Here is a 20,532-nt window from a genome sequence, read left to right as displayed (position 1 = left end):
AGATGTCGCAATCCACACCAGGCCAGAAGGCCCTCACCCATTTCAAGATCCCTCAACCGAGACCTGCATCACCCGTCCACAACCTCCCTGGACAGAACACCTAGCCCGCCAGTGCCGCGGTGATCTGACGGGTGGTCTGCGCGGCGACGCGGGGGCGGGTGGCGGCGTACGTGACGTGGGCGTTGAGTCCCGTCGCCAGTGCCCAGCCCCGCCCCCGGGCCCAGGTGTCCGCGTCGACCCCCAGCGCCGTGCGGAACTCGGCCCGGCTGCGGGCCGACATCAGGGTGAAGGCGATCGTCAGGTCGCAGGCAGGATCGCCGACGGCGAGCTCGCCGAAGTCGATGACCGCGCTCAGCTCGCCCCCGGTCGTCAGCAGGTTTCCGGTGTGCAGGTCGCCGTGGCACCACACCGGCGCCCGCCCCCACGCCGGGGCGGCGAGGGCGGCGTCCCACAGCGCGGTCATCGCCCGGGCGTCGAACACCCCCGCCAGCGCGGCGATGGCCGCCCGCGTGTCGGCGTCCCGCTCCGCCAGCGGCGCCCGTACCTCGCCGCCGCTGTCCGTCGGGCAGGCCGCCAGTGCCGTCAGGAACCCCGCGAGGGCCCGGGCGGCCGGTATCGAATCGCCGAGCCCCTCCGCCGTCGCCGTCTCCCCGTCGATCCAGCGGGACACCGCCCACGGCCACGGGTATCCGGAGCCCGGCTCGCCCACCGCGACCGGCACCGGCACCGCCAGTGGCAGCCGCGGGGCGAGCCGGGGCAGTCGGCGCAGCTCCTCGGCCGCCTGGCCGACGGCGTCCCGGTGGCGCGGCAGCCGCACCGACAGCTCCCCGCCGAGGCGGTGGACCACATGGTCGGACCCGCCCGGCTCGACCCGCTCCAGCGGCAGCCCCGCCCACTGCGGGAACTGTGCCTCGACGAGCCGGCGCACCAGCGCGGTACCGATGGCGGGCCTGATGTCGACGGTGCTCACACGCGGCTCCGGATCCTTGCCCGCACGGCGACGGGCGCTACATGGTCCAGACCATCCCAGCCGGAACCGGCCCGCCTGTCGAGCGCTTTTCCCGGACCATGCCCGCCGTGCCGAACGGCCGGGCCCTCAGGAGTTCTCGCTCACTTCGGGAGGCATGCGGAGCACCGTCGTCCGAGTGTCGCAGCGGGTGCGGTGGCTTGGCGGGGCGGGATGCATCGGCGGCCGGGCATCCCGCCCGCCAGGCCGAGCCTCGCATGCGGCCACGCACCGTCCACCGCGACCCCGCTGAGGACCGCGCCCTCGCCGTCTCCGGGCACCGGGAGCGCGGCTCCAGTGCGCCGCCGGGGGCCGGTAAGGTGCTGCTCCTGCTCGACGGAGGTACGCGGAGGTACGACGATGAACCCCGAAGACGAACCGCTCGACCAGTGGGCAGCCCGCCGCCAAGGCCGACTCCGCAAGCCCGGGGAGCTGAAGGCCGTCACCCTCGGCCCAGGCCCCCGACGGGCGGCCCACCTCCACCCCGACGCCCCGCGCCTCATCCTGGAGTGGGACGGCTTCCAGTGGGTGGCCGTGAGCGTGGTCGACGACTACGCCGCCGCTGCCCGGCTCCTCAACCCCGTACCTCAGCCGCAGGCGCAGGAACAGCCCGCGCCCGAGAAGCAGCCCGGCCGGCACCGGAAACCGCGGTAGACCCGGGCCGTCTCCCATCGACGTGACGGCCCGGAGCACCGGATCGACTCGCCGTCGCGGAAGCCGGGCACCGCGATGACCGGGGCCCGGTACATGCCGCCGGGGTGGCGGGTGCTCAGGCCTCCTGACCGGTGGCGGCGAGGACGATCTCCCGGACGGTGACGTTCTGCGGCTGCCGGTAGGCGTAGGCGATGGCCTCGGCCACGACCTGCGGGTCCAGTGCGCCGCCGGCGGACTCCTTCCACGCCTCGTAACCGTCCTTGATCTGCTGGTCGCTGGTGTGGGAGAGCAGTTCGGTCTCCACGGCGCCGGGGGCGATGGTCACCACTCGGACCCCGGCCGCGGCGACCTCCTCGCGCAGGTTCTCCGACAGGGCGTGCACGGCGAACTTCGTGGCGACGTAGGCGGCGTGGTCGGCGAAGGTCTTGCGGCCCGCGATGGAGCTGACGTTGATCACCGTGCCGCTGCCGCGGGCGAGCATGCCGGGCAGCACCGCGCGGGTGCCGTACAGCACGCCCTTGACGTTGAGGTCGATCATCCGGTCCCACTCGTCGACCGGCTGGTCGGCGATGCGGCCCAGCAGCATCACGCCGGCGTTGTTGACGATCGCGTCGGCGGGCCCGAACCGCTGCTCCGCCTCGCGCACGGCCTCCTCGACGGCGCGGCGGTCCGTGACGTCCACCTTGCGGCACAGCGCGTTCGGCAGGGCGAGTTCCTCCAGCCGTTCGAGCCTGCGGGCGAGCAGGAGCAGCGGGTGCCCCTGCGCGGAGAGCAGGCGGGCGGTGGCGGCGCCGATGCCGGAACTGGCGCCGGTGATGACGATCAGGGGCTTGTCCACGGGAATCCTCCGGGGTGACGTGCGGTGTCGCATTCCAGGAGATCACCGTGCGGGACCATGCGCGTGCCGGTAGGGGAGGCCGGATCCACCGGGGGTCCGGCAGACCCCCTCTCGGGTCGCACCCGGCCCCGCGCACCGCCTTAGCCTGAAGGAATGAGCACGTCACCGGAGCGCGGACCCAATCTGGAACTGCGAGACTTCCTGCGCTCCCGCAGGGCACGGATCCGGCCCGACGAGGCGGGCCTTCCCCCGCACGCCGGCCGACGGCGGGTGCCCGGCCTGCGCCGCGAGGAGGTGGCCCGGCTGGCCGGCGTCAGCGTCGACTACTACGTCCGCCTGGAGCGCGGCCGCACCCCGAACGCCTCGGCCGCCGTTCTGGACGCGGTGGCCCGCGCCCTGTGTCTCGACCAGGCCGAGCGCGCTCACCTGTTCGACCTGGCCAAGCCCGGGCCGGGCGCCGGGCGCCGACGCCCCGCACCGCCGCAGCGGGTACGGCCCGGGCTGCTGCGCGTCCTGGACACCCTGGTCGGCACCCCGGCGATGATCCTCGGACACCGCCTGGACGTCCTCGCCGCCAATCCACTCGCCCAAGCCCTCTACACGGACTTCGACGCCCTGCCCCACCGCGACCGCAACCTCGCCCGCTTCATCTTCCTCGACCCCACCGCCCGCGACCTCCTCGCCGACTGGGAGACCGCGGCCCGCGGCACGGTGGCCGCCCTGCGGCTCTACGCGGGCCGCCACCCGCACGACCCGCGCCTGAACGAACTGGTCGGCGAACTGTCCGTCCAGGACGAGGACTTCCGCCAGTGGTGGGCCGACCACGACGTCCTGCAGTACACCCACGGCACCAAGCTCTACCGCCACCCCCTCGTCGGCGAACTCGCCCTCGCATACGAGTCGCTCACCCTGCCGGACGATCCCGACCAGGCCCTCTACCTCTACACCGCGGAACCCGACAGCCGCTCCGCACACGCCCTGCACCTCCTCGCCGGCTGGTCCGCCCCGACACCGTCGGACCGGTGACCCCGTGTGATCGTTCGCGGCTTCGCGGCTTCGCGGCTTCGCGGCATCGGACAGGCCGGCGCTCGGCTGTGATGCGGCGGGGGGTCGGACGGATCGCGCGTGACGTGGTACCGAGCTGGTGTGATCCTCCACTGTCTGTGCGGTGCCGGCGTTGTGCAGACTGCCGGGCATGTCTGATGTCCCCCCGCCCTGGACGGCTGCCGTTTCGGCAGTCGTCGGCCCCGATGTCCCCGCCGGCCTGAGAGGCCGCCCGGCCGCTGGGTGGTGGCGTGGATGAAGGGCACGGTGAATGTGTCGCCGGACCAGGGCCTGGCCGCCACCGCACGGCTGGGGTCGGCTCCATGGGTGTTCGGGGCTGGTGCGATGGTCGGCGTCCTCGGCGGCATGATCGGGCTGGGCGGCGCGGAGTTCCGGCTGCCCTTTCTGATCGGCATGTTCGGCTTCGCGGCCCTGTCGGCCGTCATCCTGAACAAGGCGATGAGCCTGGTCGTCGTGGTCACCGCCCTGCCCGCCCGGCTGGCCGCGGTCTCCTTCGGCGACCTCGGCTCGCACTGGACGATTGCCGTCAACCTGTTGGCCGGAAGCCTGCTCGGCGCGTGGGCCGGCGCCTCCTGGGCGGTACGGATGCGGTCGGCTACCCTCTACAAGGTTCTCGCCGTCCTCATGGCGGGCATGGCCGCCGCCCTGGTGGTCACCCGCACCACCGCCGTCGGAACCCTCGATCTGCCCGGCCCGGTGCAGGTGGTGGCCGGTGTGGTGGCCGGGTTCGGGATCGGAGTGGTGGCCGCGATCATGGGTGTGGCCGGCGGTGAGCTGCTGATCCCCACGATCGTGTTGCTGTTCGGGGCGGACGTCAAGCCGGCCGGGAGCCTGTCCCTGCTGGTGTCCCTGCCCACGATGCTGGTCGCCTTCGCCCGCTACAGCCGCGACGGCAGCTTCGCCGTTCTCGGCGCCAACCTGCGCTTCACCGCCCTCATGGCCGGAGGCTCGATCGCCGGCGCGCTCCTCGGGGGGCTCCTCCTGGGCGTGGTCCCGGACCCGGTCCTGATCCCGGCCCTCGCGGTGATCCTGCTGGTCTCGGCGGTCAAGGTCGCCCGGCACACCTGACCCGTGCGCATCCGACGGCCCGCGCCGGTCGGCGAGGTGATCCGGAGGGCACGCCCCAGCTAGCCCGCCGTGCGGACGCCCCGGCTCGGGGCCCCGCCGGGCCCGGGCCGGGGCGGGGCGCTCTCGGTGGCGGCGATCGTTCGGCGCAGCAGCAGCCGCGCGGCGTCCAGTTCCTCGGCCCGCCGGTCGAGGACCTCCAGCTGGTCGCGGAGGCGGTCGAGGACGCCGGGGCAGGGGCGCAGCGCCGCCGCCCCGTCGGCGGTGCAGGGCAGCACCTGCCGGATGACGCGGGTGGGCAGGCCGGCGGCCAGGAGGGTGCGGACGCGCCGCACCGTCTCCGGCGTCCCCTCGTCGTACTCGCGATAGCCGTTGGCGCGCCGCTCCGAGCGGATCAGCTCCGTCCGCTCGTAGTAGCGCAGCAGGCGTTCGCTGACTCCCGTACGACGCGACAGCTCCCCGATCAGCACCGGGCCGCTCCCTTCGGCTTGACCTTCCAACGGTGTCAGGGAGCAACAGTGTGCGCACCGGCCGCATTCCGGACGGCCGTCGAGGAGGGAGTGATCGTTGATCATCGATGCGCACAGCCATGTCCATGATCCTGTCGGGACGCACGTGGGGCTGCTGGACGAGGCCGGGGTCGACCGCGCCGTGCTGTTCGCCACCCGCCCGCATCCGGAGCGGGCCGCCGACCTCGCCGCGCTGCGCCGGGAGATGGCGGTCCTGGACGAGGCCATCGGGGGACGGGCCGGCACGGTCGAGGGGTACCGCCGGGCGTGGGCGGAGCTGGACGCGGCGCTGGCGGCGCGGCCGGAGCGGTTCATCGGCTTCCTGTCCGTACCGCTGGACCTGGGGCCGGAGGAGATCGCCGCGACCGTGGAACGGGAGGTCGTCGGGCGCGGGATGCACGGGATCGGCGAGCTGACGCCGCCGCCGGGGCGGGCGGCGCTGGTCGAACCGGTGCTGCGGGCGGCGGCCGATCACGGCCGGCTGCCGGTGGTGGTGCACGGGTCGGCCCCCACCACGGCGGACGACCTGAGGACGCTGGCCGCGCTCGCCGCCCGCCACCCGTCGGTTCCACTGGTGGTCAGCCAGCTGGGAGGGGCGCACTGGATGGAGGCGGTCGAGCTGGTGCGGGACACCCCGAACATGTACCTGGAGCTGTCCACCGCCGGCATCGTCTTCGCGGTCCGGCTGGCCATCGAGGAGATCCCGGACCGGACCCTGTTCGGCTCGGACGCCCCGTACGGCGACCCGGTCCTGGCCCGGGCCCTGGTGGAACGGGTCACCCGCCCGGGCGAGGTGCGCGACAGGGTCCTCGGCGGCACGATCGCCGAGCTGGCCGGGCTCTGTTGACCCGCCGCTGCGGGGCGGACGCGGACGGCCCGCGGAGGTACGGCCCCGTCGCGGCCGGGATGGCCGGACCGCACCTCCTGGCGGGCGTCCGCCCGCGGCGGCAGCGGAGGCCCGGGCAACCCGGCGCCTCAGCCGGCGGTGGACGAGTTCCGCACCAACTGGTACGAGTTCTGGGCCGGCACCGACGAGTCCGCCCCCGGCGGGCTCCGCTTCGGCCCCGTCGACGCGCTCTGAGCGGGCCGGACCGCGCGGGGGCCGTCCGCGGACCGCGCGGGCGGCCCTCCCGCGGCTCGGGCCCTCCCACCCGGGGCATCAGTACGAGTGGTCGACCGTCACGTCGGCCGACAGGCGCAGCGCCGCTTCGGCCGGTTCCCCGCGCAGCCCCAGCAGGGTGAGGGCGAGGGCGTCGATCACGGTGAGGTGGGCGAGCCGGCTCGCGACGGTTTCGAGCCCGAACACCAGGTCCTGGCCGCCCGCGACCAACGTGTGGTCGGCGGTCTCGCTGAGCGGCGAACGGGCGTAGCTGGTGACGGCGACGACCCTGGCCCCGGCCTGCCGGGCGCGCCGGGCGGCGTCCACCGTGCTGCGCGTGGCGCCGGTGTGGCTGACGGCCAGGCAGACGCCGGCGGAGGTCAGCTGCGAGGCGGCCAGCTGGGCGGTCAGCGGGTCGGCCGGTGCGTCGACGGCGCAGCCCAGCGCCCGCAGCCGGTACGCGGCGTCCAGCGCGACGGCGCCGGACAGTCCCGCGCCGACGACCAGCACCCGGGGCGCCGCGTCGAGCAGTCCGGCGGCCGCTCGCAGCTCCTGCGGGGCCACCGTCGCCGCGACCCCTTCCAGGGCCTCGCGGCCGGCCCGGACCGTGTCGGCCAGGGCGCGGGCGGCGGGGTCGCGGTCCCGGGACGGTGCGGGGGCGGGCGCCTGCCGGGCAGCGGCGAGCTTCAGCTCCTGGTAGCCGCGGAACCCCAGCCGCTGGCAGGCCCGTACGACGGAGGAGGGCGCGGTGCCGGCCAGCGCCGCGACGTCGCTGACGCTGAGCCGCACCAGCCCGGCGCCCTGGTCGAGGACGACCCGCGCCACCCGCGCCTCGGTGTCGCGCAGCCCGGGCAGGTGGGCCCGGACATGGGCGGCGAGCCCGCCCGAGGGTGTGGAACTGATTTCCATGGGTTTAGGCTAACAGGGAATTTCATTCCACATTCAGCCGTGGGGAGCACCCGTGCCCGCAAACCTGCCGTCCGTGACGGGCTCCGCCGCCGTGCCCGCCGTCGTCCTCGCCTCGGCGGTGCTGCACGCCGTGTGGAACGGCCTCACCCACGGCCTGCGCGACAAGCTCGCCGGCTTCACCCTGATCAGCCTCGCCTCCGCGGGCTGCGGAGCCGTACTCGTCTGCTTCGCCCCGCTGCCCGCGCCGGCGGCCTGGCCGTACCTCGCCGCCTCCGCCGCGCTGCAGGTCACGTACCAGCTCCTGCTGCTGCGCGCCTACCAGCTCGGGGACTTCGGCCAGATGTACCCCACCGCACGCGGCACCTCGCCCGTGGTGGTGGCCCTCGTGTCCACGACGCTCCTCGGCCACTCCCCGGCCGCCGGACAGGCCCTCGGCATCGCGGTGATCGCCTGCGGACTGGCCGGTCTCGCCCTGGCGGACGGGCTCCCCGGCCGCGCCCAGCTGCCGGCGCTCGCCGCCGCCGTCGGCACCGGGGTCGTGATCGCCTCCTACACCCTCGTCGACGGCAGCGGCGTGCGCGTCTCCGGCAGCGTCTTCGGCTACATCGCCTGGCTGTTCCTCTGCCAGGGCCTCGTCCTCCCGGTCATCGCCGGCGCCCGCCGGGGCCGCACCCTGTTCACGGCGCTGCGCCCGCTGTGGGGCCGGGGCCTGACGGGCGGACTGCTCTCGCTCCTGGCGTACGGGCTCGTCGTGTGGGCGCAGTCGCGGGGCGACCTCTCCACCATCGCCGCCCTGCGGGAGACCAGCATCGTCTTCGGGGCCCTGATCGGCGCGGTCGTGTTCCGCGAACGCCTCGGCCACCGTCGCATCGCCGCCAGCGCCGCCGTCCTGGCGGGCATCGCGGTGCTCCAGCTGGCGGGCGGCTCCTAGCGGGCGCCCCCCGTCACTTCCCGGTCCGCCGGGTCGGGGGCTGCGGAGAGGGGGCCGGGGACGTGAAGACGGCCCGGACGGTTTCGGCAGCCGTTTCGCGCAGCCACGTGTGGGCGCGATCGTCGTCGTAGCGCTGGTGCCACAGCAGGTACAGGGGGACATCGGGCAGGGGGAGCGGCAGCTGGAGAGTGGCGAGGCCGAGTCGGTCCCGGGCGGTGCGGGTGACCGCGTCGGGGAGGGTGACGACCAGGTCGGTGCCGAGGGCGAGTTGCAGGGCGAAGGCGGCGGTGGGCCCGGCGGCGACGACGCGTCGTGCGAGCCCGCGTTCGGTCAGGGCGTCGTCGATCGGGTCGCGCAGGCTTCCGCGCCGCGAGACGGTGAGGTGTTCGGCGGCCGCGTAGCGCTCGAGGCTCAGCGGGCCTTCGGTGAGCGGGTGGCCCGGTCGCACGGCGACGACCAGCCGGTCCCGGCCGACCAGGCGGTGGCGGATGTCGGCGAGCGTCGGAGCGCTCGAGCCGGATTCGAGGTCGACCTCACCCCGGCGTAGCTCGGCGTCGTCCGTCCCGGGTTCGGCGGACAGGCGCAGCCGGACGCCGGGGGCCTGTCGGTGGACGGCCGTGGTCAAGGCGGTGCCGCAGGCGGCGGTCAGGGCGTCGTGCCAGCGCACGGTGAACACCCGGTCCAGAGCCGCCAGGTCGAGTTCCTGCTGCGCGGACAGGAGCTGGTGGGCCTGCTGCACGAGGGCGTGGACCTGGGCACGCATGGCCAGCGCCCGGGGAGTGGGGACCATGCTGCGGCCGGTGCGGACCAGGATCTGGTCGCCGGTGGCCTTGCGGATGCGGCCCAGGGAACGGCTCATCGCCGGTGCGGTGACGTGGAGGCGGGCTGCGGCGCCGGCGACGCTGCCCTCTTCCAACAGGGCGTCCAGGGCCGTGAGCAGGTTCAGATCCAGTTGCATGGCAGTAACTCTACAAGTGACAAGCATGCACTTGTTGTTAATGATCGGGCCCCCTACCTTCGAAGTGCGGGGAGCGCGACAGCCGCCCCGCTTCACCCCCCTCGACCGATCCCCCAGGGAGCCCGCCATGAGCACAGCCATGCCCTTCGACGCCGGTACGACGCTCCTGTCCGACGTGACGGCCGTGGTGCGGGCCGCCGGCGTCACGCTGCGCGACCGCTACGCCCCGCAGGCCCGGGGCGTGAGCCTGGACGAGGTCGTCGCCGAGATCCACGCCAACGACGACGCGGTGCTGGCCGTGCTGCGGGAACCGCTGCTGCGGGCCCGGCCGGGGTCGCAGTGGGCCGAGGACGAGCTGGCCGGCGGCGCGCTCCCGCCCGGGGAGTGGTGGGTCGTCGACCCCGCCGAGGGCAACATCAACCACGTCCACGGCATGGAGGACTGGGCCGTCACCGCCACCCTCGTCCGCGACGACCAGCCGGTACTCACCGTCGTCCACCTGCCGCTGACCGGCGACACCTACACCGCCGTCGCCGGCGGCGGCGCCCGCCTCAACGACCACCCCCTGGAGGTGTCCGCCAAGACGGACCTGGGCGCCGCGCTCACCGGCACCGGCCAGGCCAGGCCCGGCGAGGACGAGCGCACGTTCCGGCGGATCGGTGACTCCGTCACCGCCATGCTCCTCAACGGTCTGGTCGTGCGCGTGTCCGTTCCCGCCACGATGCAGCTCATCCACGTCGCCGCCGGACGCACGGACGCGTTCTGGCAGTTCTCCGACGTCCGCTCCGGCCTGGTCGCCGGCGCCCTGCTGGTCTCCGAGGCCGGAGGCACCGTCACCGACCTGGCGGGCGAACCCTGGAACACCGCCAGCCGCGACTTCCTGGCCGCCGCCCCCGGCATCCACGGCGCCGCCCTCGAAGTCCTCTCGCCGATCGCCTGACCGGACGCACGTCTCCGCTCTTCCCCTCTTCCCCACCCCGATACCGCAAGGAGCACCACCACATGACCACCATCGGCATCCTGGGCGCCGGCCGCGTCGGCACCAACCTCGCCGGCAAGCTCGCCGAGGCCGGACACCACGTCACCCTCGGCCGCCGGAGCCCGACGGAGGACACCACAGCGGCCACCGAAGGCACAGGCCCCCGCGTCTCCTTCGCCGACCAGCGCACCACTGCCCGCACCGCGGAGATCGTGATCAACGCGACGCCCGGCGACAGCGCCCTCGACCGCCTGGCCGGCCTGCGAACCGAACTCGCCGGCAAGATCCTCATCGACGTCTCCAACGCCACCCGCGACGCCGGTGACGGCCTGCCCGGCGACCTGTGCCACCCCGGCAGCAGCCTCGCCGAGAAGCTCCAGGCCGCCCTCCCCGACACCCGGGTGGTCAAGACCCTCAACACCATGCTGTTCATGGTCATGACCGCCCCCGAAACCCTGGCCACCCCGCCGACCGCCTACCTCTCGGGCAACGACGGACACGCGAAGACCACCGTCACCGCCCTGCTCCACGACCTGGGCTGGCAGCCCGCATGGATCGAGGACCTCGGCGACATCACCACGGCCCGCGCCACCGAGGCCATGATCCTGGTCGTGCCCCACGTCCTGCGCCGACACGGCTTCGAGCCCTTCGCCGTCTCCCTCGCCCGCTGACCCCTCTGCGGTGTCACCTGCGGGGCGCGGGATGCCGGCCGGTCCGCCGGTGGGGTGTTCAGGTGCCCTTCACCCCGGCCATGGGACAATGTCGACAGGGATTGGTGTGGTCGTGGCACCTTGCGGCAGACCTGAGCTACCGACCGGTAGCCCGACCCGACCCGAACCGAAGGGCCGCCGTGAAGCGCACTGCCCCCTTGTCCGCCGCCATGGCCGTCTCCCTCGCCGCAGGCGTGCTGTTCACCACCGGCACCGCCTCCGCCGGGGAGCAGGCCGGCGCCTCACGGGCCGGCGCCTCACATGCCGGGCGCGACGTCTACGGAACGAAGACCCCGTACGCCCCGCAGGGCGGGCCCGGCCGCTACCAGGAAGCACCGAAGGGCTTCGTACCGGTCTTCACCGAGAACGTCGCCCGCCACGGCTCCCGCGCCATGACGGACAGCGGCGACGGCGACGCCGTGCTCGCCGTCCTGCGCAGGGCGCAGGACCGGGGCGCACTCACCGGCCTCGGTGCGCGGCTGGGCCCGCAGGTGCGGTCCCTGCTGGCCGCTGCCTCCGCGCTCGGCTACGGCAACCTCTCCGCACGCGGCGCCGAGGAGCACCGGCAGACCGCGCTGCGCCTGGAGCAGCGGCTGCCGACCCTGGTCGCGGGCATCGCCGCCCGGCACGAGTCCATCGCGGTGGAGACGTCGGGGGTGCCGCGTGCGGTGGCGAGCGCCGACGCGTTCACCGGCGCTCTGGCCTCCGGGGAGCCGGCGCTGGCGGGCCTGATCAAGGCACCGGTCACCGATAAGAACCTGCTGTACTTCCACAAGCAGCCGCAGAACGCCGACTACCAGGCGTACGTGAAGGGCGATCCGCAGCTCGCCGCGGTCCTCACGGGGATCGACGGTGACCCGCGCACCGCCGAGGCGGCGCACCGCGTCGTCGCGCGCCTGTTCCGGGGGGACTTCGTGGCAACGGTGTCCACCGAGGCGCAGATCTCGTTCGCCCGTTCGCTGTACCAGCTCTACGGCGCGGCGCCCGACCTGGCCGTGGAGGCGCCGGACGTGGACCTCACGCCGTTCCTGACCCACCGCGACGCCCAGTGGCTCGCCTACCTCGACGACGCGGAGGAGTTCTACGAGAAGGGCCCCGCGTTCAGCGGACGCACGATCACCTACAAGATGGCCGGCGTCCTCCTCGACGACCTCCTCGCCCAGGCCGAGGCCAAGGCCGCCGGCACCAACCGCAACGGCGCCGTGCTGCGCTTCACCCATGCCGAGGAGATCGAGCCGCTCGCCGCGCTGATGGGCCTGCCCGGCAGCACCGAGCCCGCCGCACCCGGGCAGCCGTACGCGTACGGGAACAACCCGTGGCGCGGGGCCGAGGTCTCGCCGATGGCGGCGAACATCCAGTGGGACCTGTTCGCGAACACGCCCTCCGAGGGCCGGCCGGCCAGATACCTGGTGCGCATGCTCTACAACGAGAAGGAGACGGCCTTCAACCACTCCTGCAAGCCCGTGGCCAAGGGCAGCTACTTCTACGACCTCGACGAGCTCAAGCACTGCCTCGCACACGACTGAGCGACGCGCGCCGCCGAACCCGCCCGGGCGTCTGCTGGGAGTTGTCTGGGAGCGGGCGGGCCCCGGTCGCCCCTGGGAGCCCGGGGAACGGGTCATCTGCCCGGTTCGGTCGCGTACACCCGTTTCGGCCGGGGGGTCGGCTCCCAGGGAACTCCCAGGAAGTTCCCAGAACCTCCAAAGCGCGGGAGGCGAGGATCCCCTTCCATGAAGGTGCTCCCACGACGGCGCAGGGCCGTCCTGATCAACTCGACGCTCGCCGTGGCCGTCCTCGCGGGCGTCGGCGGCGCCTATGCGGCGGTGACCGGTGGCGGTGACGGTCCGGCGCGCGGCGGTGCGCGGACCGCCACGGTCACCAGGGGCACCGTCCTCGCGATGTCTCCGGGTCGGGTTCCCTGAGTTCGCCCAACGACGCCGGGGTGAACTTCACCACCGGCGGCCGCCTCACCGAGGTCGACGTCAAGGCGGGGGACAAGGTCACCGCGGGACAGGTGCTCGGGAAGGTCGACGCGACCGCCGCGAAGGAGACCCTGGCCCAGGCGGAGGCCTCGCTGACCGCGGCACAGGCGAACCTGACCAAGGCCGAGGCCGGCCAGGTGACTTCCACGTCGGGCGGCAGCTCGTCCTCGCGCACGGGTTCGGCACCCGCGCCGGCGGCCACGCCCACCGTGGATCCGGCGCAGCTGGCCCAGGCCCGGGCCCAGCTCACCCAGGCCCAGAACGCCGTGGACTCCGCCCAGCGCGCCGTCGACGGGACCGTGCTGAAGGCTCCGGCCGCCGGTACGGTCGCCTCCGTCTCGGCGAAGACCGGCGACACGGTCGCGGGCACGAGCGGCTCCGGGAACGGCGGCAACGGCGGCAACGGCGGCAACGGCGGCAACGGCGGCGGGGGGTCGGGCAGCGGCTCCGCCTCCTCTGCCTCCTCCTCCCTGTCCGGGTTCGTGGTCCTCACCAACCCGTCGGGCATGCAGGTGACGGCGAACTTCTCCGAGGCCGACGCCCTCGGGCTCAAGCCCGGCCAGCCCGCCACGGTCACCCTCAACGCGATGTCCGGCAGGACGCTCAACGCACAGGTCCTGTCCGTCAGTTCGCTCCCCGTGAGCAGCGGATCCGGCTCCGGCGGAGGCGGCGCGGGAGGCGGGAGCGCCGTGCAGTACGCGGCCACCCTGAACATCACGAGCCCCACCGACGACCTGCGCAGCGGGCTCAGCGCCGCCATCCAGGTCGTCGTCGGCGAGGCCTCCGGCGCGCTGTCCGTCCCCACCGCCGCCGTCTCGGGCACGGGCACGAACCGCACCGTCACCGTCGTCGCCGCGGACGGCACGACCGTGCGCACCCAGGTCACCGTCGGCCTGGAGGGCGACGGCAGCGACCAGATCCTCAGCGGGCTGACCGAGGGACAGCAGGTGCAGCTCGCCACGGTGTCCTCGGCCGGCAACGGCGGCTTCCCGAGCGGTGCCTTCCCCGGCGGCGCCGGCGGTGCCGGCCGCAACCGCGGCGGGGCGGGCGGCGCCGCCGGCGGCGGGCTGCGTACCGGCGGGGGCGGGGGTGGCCGCGGATGACGCCGCCGCTGTGGCCGCGCCGGACCCGGCCCGCCGGTCAGCCCGGGACGGCGGAGACCGGGACCGGGACCGGGACCGCGGAGAACGGGACGGCGGAGACCGGGACCGCGGAGAACGGGACGGCGGAGACCGGGACCGGGCACCGGGCCGTGCCCCCGGTGATCGAGGTCCGCGCGCTGCTCAAGACGTACGGGCAGGGCGACGCCGCCGTACGCGCCCTCGGCGGGCCGGCCGATCCCGCCACGGGGCGCCGGCCCGGGGTCGACCTCGTCGTCGAACAGGGCGACTTCGTCGCCGTCATGGGCAGCTCCGGATCGGGCAAGTCCACCCTGATGAACATCCTCGGCTGCCTGGACGTCCCCACCTCGGGCCGCTACCTGCTGGACGGGATCGACGTGGGCGGCCTGGACGAGCACCAGCTGTCGCTCGTACGCAACCGGAAGATCGGCTTCGTGTTCCAGTCCTTCAACCTGGTGCCCCGCACCACCGCGGTCGCCCAGGTGGAACTGCCCCTGGCGTACGCGGGGGTCAAGGCCGCCGAGCGGCGCCGGCGAGCGGAGGCCGCGCTCACCCTGGTGGGCCTGGCGGACCGGCTGGGCCACCGGCCGGGCGAGCTCTCCGGCGGCCAGCAGCAGCGCGTGGCCGTGGCCCGGGCGCTGGTGACCGCGCCCGCCATGCTCCTCGCGGACGAGCCCACCGGCAACCTGGACAGCCACAGCACCGAAGAGGTCCTGGCCCTGGTGGACCGGCTCAACGCCTCGGGCCGCACCGTCGTCCTGATCACCCACGAGGACGAGGTGGCCCGGCACGCCAAGCGGGTCCTGCGCCTGGTGGACGGGCAGATCGTCGACGACGTCCGGCAGGCGCCCGTGGACGGCCCGCCGCCCGCGATGCGCGAGCGGCACCCGGTGGCCGGAGGCGCGCGGTGAACCCGTTCCAGACGCTGCGCTTCGCCTTCGGCGGCCTCGCGGCGAACAAGGTGCGTTCCGCGCTGACGATGCTGGGCGTCCTGATCGGCGTCGCCGCGGTGATCCTCCTGCTGGCCGTCGGCAACGGCTCCTCGCAGGCGGTGAAGGAGTCCATCGAGCGGCTCGGCACGAACGCCCTGACCGTCTCCTCCGGCGGGGGCTTCGGCGGCAGGCGCTCCGGTCCGGCCGCCGGCACGAAGCCGCTGACCGTGGCGGACGCGCGGGCCCTCGCCGATCCCTCGGCCGCCCCGCACGTCGAGTCGGTGGCGCCCGAGGTCACCACCTCGCAGACCGCCCTGTACGAGGGGACCTCGCACACGGTCGGCCAGGTCGTCGGCACCTACCCGGCCTACTTCAAGGCCTCCAACAGCAAGGTGGCCAAGGGCGACTACTTCGGCAACGACGACGTGCTGGCCTCCCGCAAGGTCGCCGTGATCGGGTCGACGACCGCCGCCGACCTGTTCGGGACGGCGGACCCGGTCGGCCGGAAGGTGGTCCTCGGCGGCACTCCGTTCACCGTGGTGGGGGTCCTCGCCGCCAAGGGCGGGACCGGGTTCCAGGACCCGGACGACGTGGTGGTCGCGCCGCTGCCGACCGTGCAGAACGCCTTCACGGGGTTCGGCCCCCTCGGGCAGATCCTGGTGGAGGCCAGGTCCGCGGACGCGACCGCCGACGCGCAGAACGAGGTCACCACGGTCCTGATGGCGCAGCACGGCATCAAGGATCCCGCCGCCCCGGACTTCCGGGTGTCCAGTCAGGCGTCCCTGCTGACCGCCCAGGCGTCGACCAACAAGACGTTCACGGTGCTGCTCGGCGCCGTCGCCGCGATCTCCCTGCTGGTCGGGGGCATCGGCATCACCAACATCATGCTCGTCACGGTGACCGAGCGGACCCGCGAGATCGGCATCCGCAAGGCGATCGGCGCGCCCCGCGGGGTCATCCTCGGCCAGTTCCTCGCCGAGTCGACGCTGCTCTCGCTGATCGGCGGCGGGCTCGGCGTCGCGGCCGGACTGATCGGCTCGCACTTCACGATCGTCGGCATCAAGCCGGTCGTCATTCCGGAGTCGGTCGTCGGCGCCTTCGCCATCGCCGTGGCGATCGGGCTGTTCTTCGGCGGCTATCCGGCCAACCGGGCCGCGAGCCTGCGGCCCATCGAAGCACTGCGGCACGAGTGAGCCGGCACACGCAGGAACAGGGAGAAGCTGACATGGCACGACGCCGCACCGAACCGGAGAAGCAGCACGAGGCGGGCCGGGAGGAGTTCACCCCGTTCGAGGAGGTGTTCACCGCCTCGGCGCGTGCCGAACCCGCCCCGGACCACCGCCCGGACCAGGACCAAGACCAGGATCCGTTCCCGTTCCCGGACACGGACCTGGTCCCCGACCCGCAGGCCGAGGGCGAGGGGCCCCGTACCGCGGAGGATCCCGAGGGGATCCTCGCCGAACCCCCGGACACCCGGGACATCTCGGCCGAACTCGCCGCTCCGCCCCGGGCGCGGATGCCCTGGCTGACGCTCCTGCTCTCGGGCGGCGTGGTGGCGGGGCTCGCCTTCACCGGGGGCGTCCTGGTGGAGAAGGACCACCTCCAGGGGGCCGGCGGGTCGGGCTCCGCGGGCCGCGCCTTCGCCTCGGAGGCCGCGGGCCAGGGGCGTACGGGAGCGGCCGCGCCCGGTGGCGGCGGCCGGCGGCCGGGCGCGGGCGCGGGCTCGGCGGGCCAGGGAGCCGCCGGCCAGAACCGTCCGGGAGACGGCACCGGAGCCGGACAGCGCGGCCCCCGGCAGGGGTTCGGCGGGGGGACGGGCGGCCCGGGCGGCGGGGCCGGTCTGACCACCGGTACGGTGAAGCTCGTCGACGGCACCACCCTGTACGTCACCGACGCACAGGGCGGGGTCGTCAAGATCACCACGAACACCGACACCCAGATCACCCAGGCCAGGAGCGGCAAGGTGTCCGACCTCCAGCCGGGTCAGACCGTCACCGTCCGCGGCACCAAGGACGCCTCCGGCGACGTCGCCGCCACCACCGTCTCCGAGGGCGGCGCGGGCGGCTTCGCCGGCGGCTTCGCGGGCGGCGGCCGGGGCTGAGCCCGAGAGGGAGGACCGCATGGACACGGCCGGGCCCGAGGCGAGCCTGCTGGTCGTCGACGACGAACCGAACATCCGGGAGCTCCTGTCGGCCTCCCTGCGCTTCGTCGGTTTCCGGGTCACCTCGGCGGCCAGCGGTGCCGACGCCCTCGCGGCGGTCGCCGAGGAGCGGCCCGACCTGGTGGTGCTGGACGTGATGCTGCCCGACATCAGCGGGTTCGCGGTGGTGCGCCGGCTGCGGGAGGTGGCCGGCACCGCGCCGGGCGCCGACCACCTCCCGGTGCTGTTCCTCACGGCGAAGGACGGGGTGGACGACAAGGTCAGCGGGCTGACCGCCGGGGGCGACGACTACGTCACCAAACCGTTCAGCCTCGAGGAGCTGATCGCGCGGATCCGCGCGATCCTGCGGCGTACCGGGGCCGCGGGCGGGGACGGCCGGCTGAGGGCGGGTGACCTCGAACTGGACCCGGTGGGACACCAGGTGCTGCGCGGCGGAAGGCCCGTGTCCCTGTCCCCCACCGAGTTCAAGCTGCTCGCGTACCTCATGGCCCAGGCCGACCGCGTGGTCTCCAAGACGCAGATCCTGGAACACGTGTGGGCGTACGACTTCGGCGGGGACCTCAGCATCGTCGAGTCGTACATCTCGTACCTGCGCCGCAAGGTGGACTCCGGGGCGGACGGCTCCGCCAAGCTGATCCACACCGTACGCGGCATCGGGTACGTCCTGCGCCGCCCCCAGGGCTGACATGGCGCAGCGCGTTCCAGGACGGCCGCGCCGGGTCCGTCCGCGGCTGGGGCGGCTCGTCCGCCCGCTCGCCGGCCTCTCGCTGCGGGCCCGGCTCGTGGCGCTGTCGATGGTCCTGGTCGCGCTGGGGCTGACCGTCAGCGACACGGTCGTCCTCGGCTCCGTGCGCGCCCGGCTGGTGGGGCGGGTGGACCAGCAGCTGCAGAGGTTCGGCGACTCGATGGCCCACCGGGTGCGGGCCGAGGGCATCCCCCAGCCGCACGCCGGCCGGTCGGGCAGCGGCCGGGCCTGGCTGCCGAGCCAGTACGTGATGGCCTTCGCCGCGGCGGACGGCACCGTGTCCCAGCCGCTGCGCCAGCCCCTCACGGCCGGGGACCCGGACCCGCTGTGGCCCGCGATGGACGCGGCGGGGCTGCGCGCCCGGCTCGGGAAGCCGTTCGAGGTGCCGAGCGACCACGGCGACGGGACCTGGTGGGTGCTGATCGTGCCGGTGGACGGAGACGATCCGGGGCTGCCCGCGGGGGTGGTGGTCGCGGCCCCGCTGGACGACGTGTCCTCCACGCTCGACAGCCTGGCGACGGCCTTCCGGATCATCGGCGTCGCGGTGTCGCTGCTGCTGGCGGTGGCCGGCTGGTTCGCCGTGCGGGCGGGCCTGCGGCCGCTGCGGCGCATCGAGGAGACCGCGGCGGAGATCTCCGCCGGGCGGCCCCTGTCGCACCGCATCCCCGGCGGCTCGCCCCGGACCGAGACCGGCCGGCTGAGCAGCGCCCTCAACGGCATGCTCGCGCAGATCGAGGCGGCGTTCACGGCCCGCACGGCGTCGGAGAGCCGGATGCGGCGCTTCGTCGCGGACGCCAGCCACGAGCTGCGCACCCCGCTGGCCGGGATCCGCGGCTTCGCCGAGCTGTACCGCATGGGCGCCCTCACCGAGGAGGCGGACGTCAGACGGACCATGGCCCGCATCGAGAGCGAGGCGGTACGCCTCAGCGGGCTGGTGGAGGACCTCCTCACCCTGGTCCGCATGGACGAGCAGCGCCCCCTGGAACTGGCCCCGATGGACCTGCGCACCCTGGCCGTGGACGCCCTGCACGACACCCGGGCCCTGGACCCGGCCCGCGAGGTGACGCTGACCGGCCCGGACGGCCACGGCCCGCCGGGGCCCGCCCCGGTGGAGGGCGACGAGGCGCGGCTGCGCCAGGTCGTGGCGAACCTGGTCGGCAACGCCGTCGCCCACACCCCGGAGGGGTCACCCGTACGCATCGGGGTGGGCAGGAGGGACGGCCACCCGGTCATCGAGGTCGCGGACCACGGGCCGGGGCTGGCCCCGGAGCAGGCGGCACGGGTGTTCGAGCGCTTCTACCGGGTGGACGCCTCCCGCAGCCGGCAGGCCGGCGGCGGGGCCGGCCTGGGCCTGGCCATCGCCTCCGCGCTCGTCCGGGCGCACGGCGGCGAGCTGGAGCTGGAGACGGAGCCGGGCCGGGGTGCGCTGTTCCGGGTCCGGCTGCCGCACTCCTGAGAGGCCGAGGCGCCCCGTCCGTCCGGGCCCCGAGGTGTGCACCACGGCCGGCCGGGCCACCATGACGGAAGGACGACGGGCCCGCAGCCGGCCGCCCGCCACCACGGACGGGAGGCCACGTGGACCTCGACGAATCGGCCCGGGCCTGGGCCATGATCATCGGCGTCGTCGCCGTCATCCTCGCGGACCTCACGGCGATCATCCTGATGAACGTCCTCGGCCGCTAGCGCTGCGACTGCTATGCTCCACGGCATCAGTTGAGCCTTTCCGGCCGGATGAACCTCCACCGGAAAGGCTCTTTTTTGTGCCCGGATGCAGACTGTCCGGGCTGCCTGTGGAATGGAGTGACGTGCCGGAGATATCCGTACGCTTGGCAGATGCCGCCGACCGTCCCGTGCTGGAGCGGCTGTGGCTGATGTTCCGCCACGACCTGTCGGAATTCGATGAAGTCCTGCCCGACACCGACGGGACCTTCTACGCCGATCGGCCCAACGTCGTTCTCACTGACACCGACTGGGCGGCCTACCTCGTCACGGTGGACACACGCCCGGCCGGTCTTGCCTTCGTTCGGGGGCTGACCGGTCCGAAGCGTGTGCTGAACAGCTTCTTCGTCGTTCGTGGGGCTCGCAGGGCAGGGATCGGCCTGAGCGCTGTTCAGCAGGTAATGGCCAGGCACCAGGGCCCCTGGGAGATCGCCTTTCAAGACGCCAACGTGGGAGCGGTCCACTTCTGGCGCCGCGTTGCCAGGGAGATCGCCGGTGATGCATGGGCGGAAGAGCGCAGGCCGGTGAGCCGTCGTCCAGACCTGCCGCCCGACGTCTGGATCTCGTTCGGCCCGAGTGAGTAGGCGTACGGCCCGTGCGAGCCGGCGCGGCGCGCAACGCGCCGCGCGTCATGGGCAAACGCCACCGTCACCTCGGTGAGCTCGTCCGCACGGGGTGCAGGGCCGGCGTCTGATGGTGCCGGCCCTGCACCCCGCGTCGGTTCAGCCGAGGATTCGGACCGACTGCGGGCCGCCGATATGGGCCCGCCCCTCCCCGGGGCCGATCGTGGTGACGCGGGTCGCGCAGGCAGTGCCGAGGTAGATGGTCATCCTCTTGTTCGTCTCGTTCTCGATCAGATCCGCCCGGACCTGGAGGGCGAGACAGACGTTGTCCGGCGGGTTGGTGATCCGGAACTCGTTTTGATTGACGTCGTAATACCGGATTGTTCCCGTGGCGGCCTGCGCATTGGTGGCCAGACCGGTGGCGAGCACGGCTGCCGTGCCGACGGTGAGGCCGATCCTGCCGAAGCGCGAGAGCATGGTGCGGAAATTCACAGAGGTGTCCGTTCTTCATGAACGACGTTCGGGCGGCTCCATGTTCACACGTCCGTTCTGGCCTCGATACCCCGTTCACTCGAACGCGGCAAGG

The 20,532-nt window shown here is 73.9% G+C and carries 22 protein-coding genes; 16 read left to right on the top strand and 6 right to left on the bottom strand.

What is annotated here, in order from left to right; genetic code table 11:
* Positions 1-100: 100 nt before the first annotated feature.
* Positions 101-970 carry an aminoglycoside phosphotransferase family protein gene (locus tag AB0469_RS15500; RefSeq protein ID WP_366451891.1) on the bottom strand — a complete coding sequence of 290 codons (870 nt, stop codon included), beginning with the start codon at positions 968-970 and terminating at the stop codon, positions 101-103.
* A gap of 396 nt (positions 971-1,366) precedes the next feature.
* Here AB0469_RS15500 and AB0469_RS15495 point away from each other — a divergent pair, with 396 nt between their 5' ends.
* A complete protein-coding gene (locus tag AB0469_RS15495; RefSeq protein WP_366451890.1) occupies positions 1,367-1,660 on the top strand; it encodes a DUF6087 family protein in 294 nt (97 codons plus the stop codon).
* 115 nt (positions 1,661-1,775) lie between these two features.
* On the opposite strand, the gene AB0469_RS15490 is transcribed toward AB0469_RS15495, so the two are convergent.
* Positions 1,776-2,498, bottom strand: coding sequence for an SDR family oxidoreductase (locus tag AB0469_RS15490; RefSeq protein WP_366451889.1), 723 nt, complete (start codon positions 2,496-2,498; stop codon positions 1,776-1,778).
* A 153-nt stretch (positions 2,499-2,651) separates the two neighbouring features.
* Between AB0469_RS15490 and AB0469_RS15485 the strand changes: the two genes are divergently transcribed.
* Positions 2,652-3,524 (top strand): helix-turn-helix transcriptional regulator, encoded by an 873-nt coding sequence (locus AB0469_RS15485; protein WP_366451888.1) that lies wholly within the window; start codon positions 2,652-2,654, stop codon positions 3,522-3,524.
* Positions 3,525-3,797: 273 nt separating this feature from the next.
* Entirely contained in the window at positions 3,798-4,631 is an 834-nt protein-coding gene (locus AB0469_RS15480) for a sulfite exporter TauE/SafE family protein (RefSeq protein ID WP_366451887.1), read from the top strand.
* Between the two features lie 59 nt (positions 4,632-4,690).
* Here AB0469_RS15480 and AB0469_RS15475 read toward each other — a convergent pair whose 3' ends face one another.
* Positions 4,691-5,098 carry a MerR family transcriptional regulator gene (locus AB0469_RS15475; RefSeq protein WP_366451886.1) on the bottom strand — a complete coding sequence of 136 codons (408 nt, stop codon included), beginning with the start codon at positions 5,096-5,098 and terminating at the stop codon, positions 4,691-4,693.
* A 97-nt stretch (positions 5,099-5,195) separates the two neighbouring features.
* Here AB0469_RS15475 and AB0469_RS15470 point away from each other — a divergent pair, with 97 nt between their 5' ends.
* A complete protein-coding gene (locus AB0469_RS15470) occupies positions 5,196-5,984 on the top strand; it encodes an amidohydrolase family protein (protein WP_366451885.1) in 789 nt (262 codons plus the stop codon).
* A 312-nt stretch (positions 5,985-6,296) separates the two neighbouring features.
* Here the strand turns inward: AB0469_RS15470 and AB0469_RS15465 are convergent, their stop codons facing one another.
* Entirely contained in the window at positions 6,297-7,145 is an 849-nt protein-coding gene (locus AB0469_RS15465) for a MurR/RpiR family transcriptional regulator (protein WP_366451884.1), read from the bottom strand.
* 52 nt (positions 7,146-7,197) lie between these two features.
* On the opposite strand from AB0469_RS15465, the gene AB0469_RS15460 reads away from it, so the two are divergent.
* The gene (locus AB0469_RS15460; RefSeq protein ID WP_366451883.1) at positions 7,198-8,076 is read left to right on the top strand and encodes a DMT family transporter; all 879 of its coding nucleotides are present in this window, start codon (positions 7,198-7,200) and stop codon (positions 8,074-8,076) included.
* A gap of 13 nt (positions 8,077-8,089) precedes the next feature.
* On the opposite strand, the gene AB0469_RS15455 is transcribed toward AB0469_RS15460, so the two are convergent.
* Positions 8,090-9,034: a LysR family transcriptional regulator gene (locus tag AB0469_RS15455; protein ID WP_366451882.1), complete on the bottom strand. Its 945-nt coding sequence runs from the start codon at positions 9,032-9,034 to the stop codon at positions 8,090-8,092.
* A gap of 127 nt (positions 9,035-9,161) precedes the next feature.
* On the opposite strand from AB0469_RS15455, the gene AB0469_RS15450 reads away from it, so the two are divergent.
* The 11 genes from AB0469_RS15450 to AB0469_RS15400 all read left to right on the top strand — a co-directional run bounded on the left by AB0469_RS15450 (position 9,162) and on the right by AB0469_RS15400 (position 19,967).
* Positions 9,162-9,974: an inositol monophosphatase gene (locus AB0469_RS15450; RefSeq protein WP_366451881.1), complete on the top strand. Its 813-nt coding sequence runs from the start codon at positions 9,162-9,164 to the stop codon at positions 9,972-9,974.
* Complete coding sequence (locus tag AB0469_RS15445; RefSeq protein ID WP_366451902.1) at positions 9,890-10,684, top strand: NAD(P)-binding domain-containing protein; 795 nt, start codon at positions 9,890-9,892, stop codon at positions 10,682-10,684. Before AB0469_RS15450 ends, AB0469_RS15445 begins: the two co-directional genes overlap by 85 nt.
* Positions 10,685-10,863: 179 nt before the next feature.
* Positions 10,864-12,249, top strand: a complete 1,386-nt coding sequence (locus tag AB0469_RS15440; RefSeq protein ID WP_366451880.1) for a histidine-type phosphatase — start codon at positions 10,864-10,866, stop codon at positions 12,247-12,249.
* A gap of 204 nt (positions 12,250-12,453) precedes the next feature.
* On the top strand, positions 12,454-12,645 hold the full coding sequence (locus AB0469_RS15435; protein WP_366451879.1) for a hypothetical protein: 192 nt from the start codon (positions 12,454-12,456) through the stop codon (positions 12,643-12,645).
* A gap of 20 nt (positions 12,646-12,665) precedes the next feature.
* Positions 12,666-13,808, top strand: coding sequence for a biotin/lipoyl-binding protein (locus AB0469_RS15430; RefSeq protein ID WP_366451878.1), 1,143 nt, complete (start codon positions 12,666-12,668; stop codon positions 13,806-13,808).
* Positions 13,805-14,737, top strand: coding sequence for an ABC transporter ATP-binding protein (locus AB0469_RS15425; protein WP_366451877.1), 933 nt, complete (start codon positions 13,805-13,807; stop codon positions 14,735-14,737). Before AB0469_RS15430 ends, AB0469_RS15425 begins: the two co-directional genes overlap by 4 nt.
* A complete protein-coding gene (locus AB0469_RS15420; protein WP_366451876.1) occupies positions 14,734-15,951 on the top strand; it encodes an ABC transporter permease in 1,218 nt (405 codons plus the stop codon). Before AB0469_RS15425 ends, AB0469_RS15420 begins: the two co-directional genes overlap by 4 nt.
* A 32-nt stretch (positions 15,952-15,983) precedes the next feature.
* Complete coding sequence (locus AB0469_RS15415) at positions 15,984-16,859, top strand: hypothetical protein (protein ID WP_366451875.1); 876 nt, start codon at positions 15,984-15,986, stop codon at positions 16,857-16,859.
* Between the two features lie 19 nt (positions 16,860-16,878).
* Positions 16,879-17,604: a response regulator transcription factor gene (locus AB0469_RS15410; RefSeq protein ID WP_366451874.1), complete on the top strand. Its 726-nt coding sequence runs from the start codon at positions 16,879-16,881 to the stop codon at positions 17,602-17,604.
* Position 17,605: 1 nt separating this feature from the next.
* Positions 17,606-19,120 (top strand): HAMP domain-containing sensor histidine kinase, encoded by a 1,515-nt coding sequence (locus AB0469_RS15405; protein ID WP_366451873.1) that lies wholly within the window; start codon positions 17,606-17,608, stop codon positions 19,118-19,120.
* 349 nt (positions 19,121-19,469) lie between these two features.
* Complete coding sequence (locus tag AB0469_RS15400; RefSeq protein WP_366451872.1) at positions 19,470-19,967, top strand: GNAT family N-acetyltransferase; 498 nt, start codon at positions 19,470-19,472, stop codon at positions 19,965-19,967.
* A gap of 138 nt (positions 19,968-20,105) precedes the next feature.
* On the opposite strand, the gene AB0469_RS15395 is transcribed toward AB0469_RS15400, so the two are convergent.
* Positions 20,106-20,438, bottom strand: coding sequence for a hypothetical protein (locus tag AB0469_RS15395; protein WP_366451871.1), 333 nt, complete (start codon positions 20,436-20,438; stop codon positions 20,106-20,108).
* Positions 20,439-20,532: the final 94 nt, after the last annotated feature.

This window comes from Streptomyces sp. NPDC093801 (assembly GCF_040701585.1).
GTDB lineage: Bacteria > Actinomycetota > Actinomycetes > Streptomycetales > Streptomycetaceae > Streptomyces.
The sequence above is the reverse complement of the archived record's forward strand: the minus strand, read 5'-3'. Positions and strand labels throughout refer to the sequence as shown.

Coding starts and splice junctions, on each gene's coding strand:
- AB0469_RS15495 (WP_366451890.1), top strand. CDS start 1,367: ATGAACCCCGAAGACGAACCGCTCGACCAGTGGGCAGCCCGCCGCCAA.
- AB0469_RS15485 (WP_366451888.1), top strand. CDS start 2,652: ATGAGCACGTCACCGGAGCGCGGACCCAATCTGGAACTGCGAGACTTC.
- AB0469_RS15480 (WP_366451887.1), top strand. CDS start 3,798: ATGAAGGGCACGGTGAATGTGTCGCCGGACCAGGGCCTGGCCGCCACC.
- AB0469_RS15465 (WP_366451884.1), bottom strand. CDS start 7,145: ATGGAAATCAGTTCCACACCCTCGGGCGGGCTCGCCGCCCATGTCCGG.
- AB0469_RS15455 (WP_366451882.1), bottom strand. CDS start 9,034: ATGCAACTGGATCTGAACCTGCTCACGGCCCTGGACGCCCTGTTGGAA.
- AB0469_RS15450 (WP_366451881.1), top strand. CDS start 9,162: ATGAGCACAGCCATGCCCTTCGACGCCGGTACGACGCTCCTGTCCGAC.
- AB0469_RS15435 (WP_366451879.1), top strand. CDS start 12,454: ATGAAGGTGCTCCCACGACGGCGCAGGGCCGTCCTGATCAACTCGACG.
- AB0469_RS15425 (WP_366451877.1), top strand. CDS start 13,805: ATGACGCCGCCGCTGTGGCCGCGCCGGACCCGGCCCGCCGGTCAGCCC.
- AB0469_RS15415 (WP_366451875.1), top strand. CDS start 15,984: ATGGCACGACGCCGCACCGAACCGGAGAAGCAGCACGAGGCGGGCCGG.
- AB0469_RS15410 (WP_366451874.1), top strand. CDS start 16,879: ATGGACACGGCCGGGCCCGAGGCGAGCCTGCTGGTCGTCGACGACGAA.
- AB0469_RS15405 (WP_366451873.1), top strand. CDS start 17,606: ATGGCGCAGCGCGTTCCAGGACGGCCGCGCCGGGTCCGTCCGCGGCTG.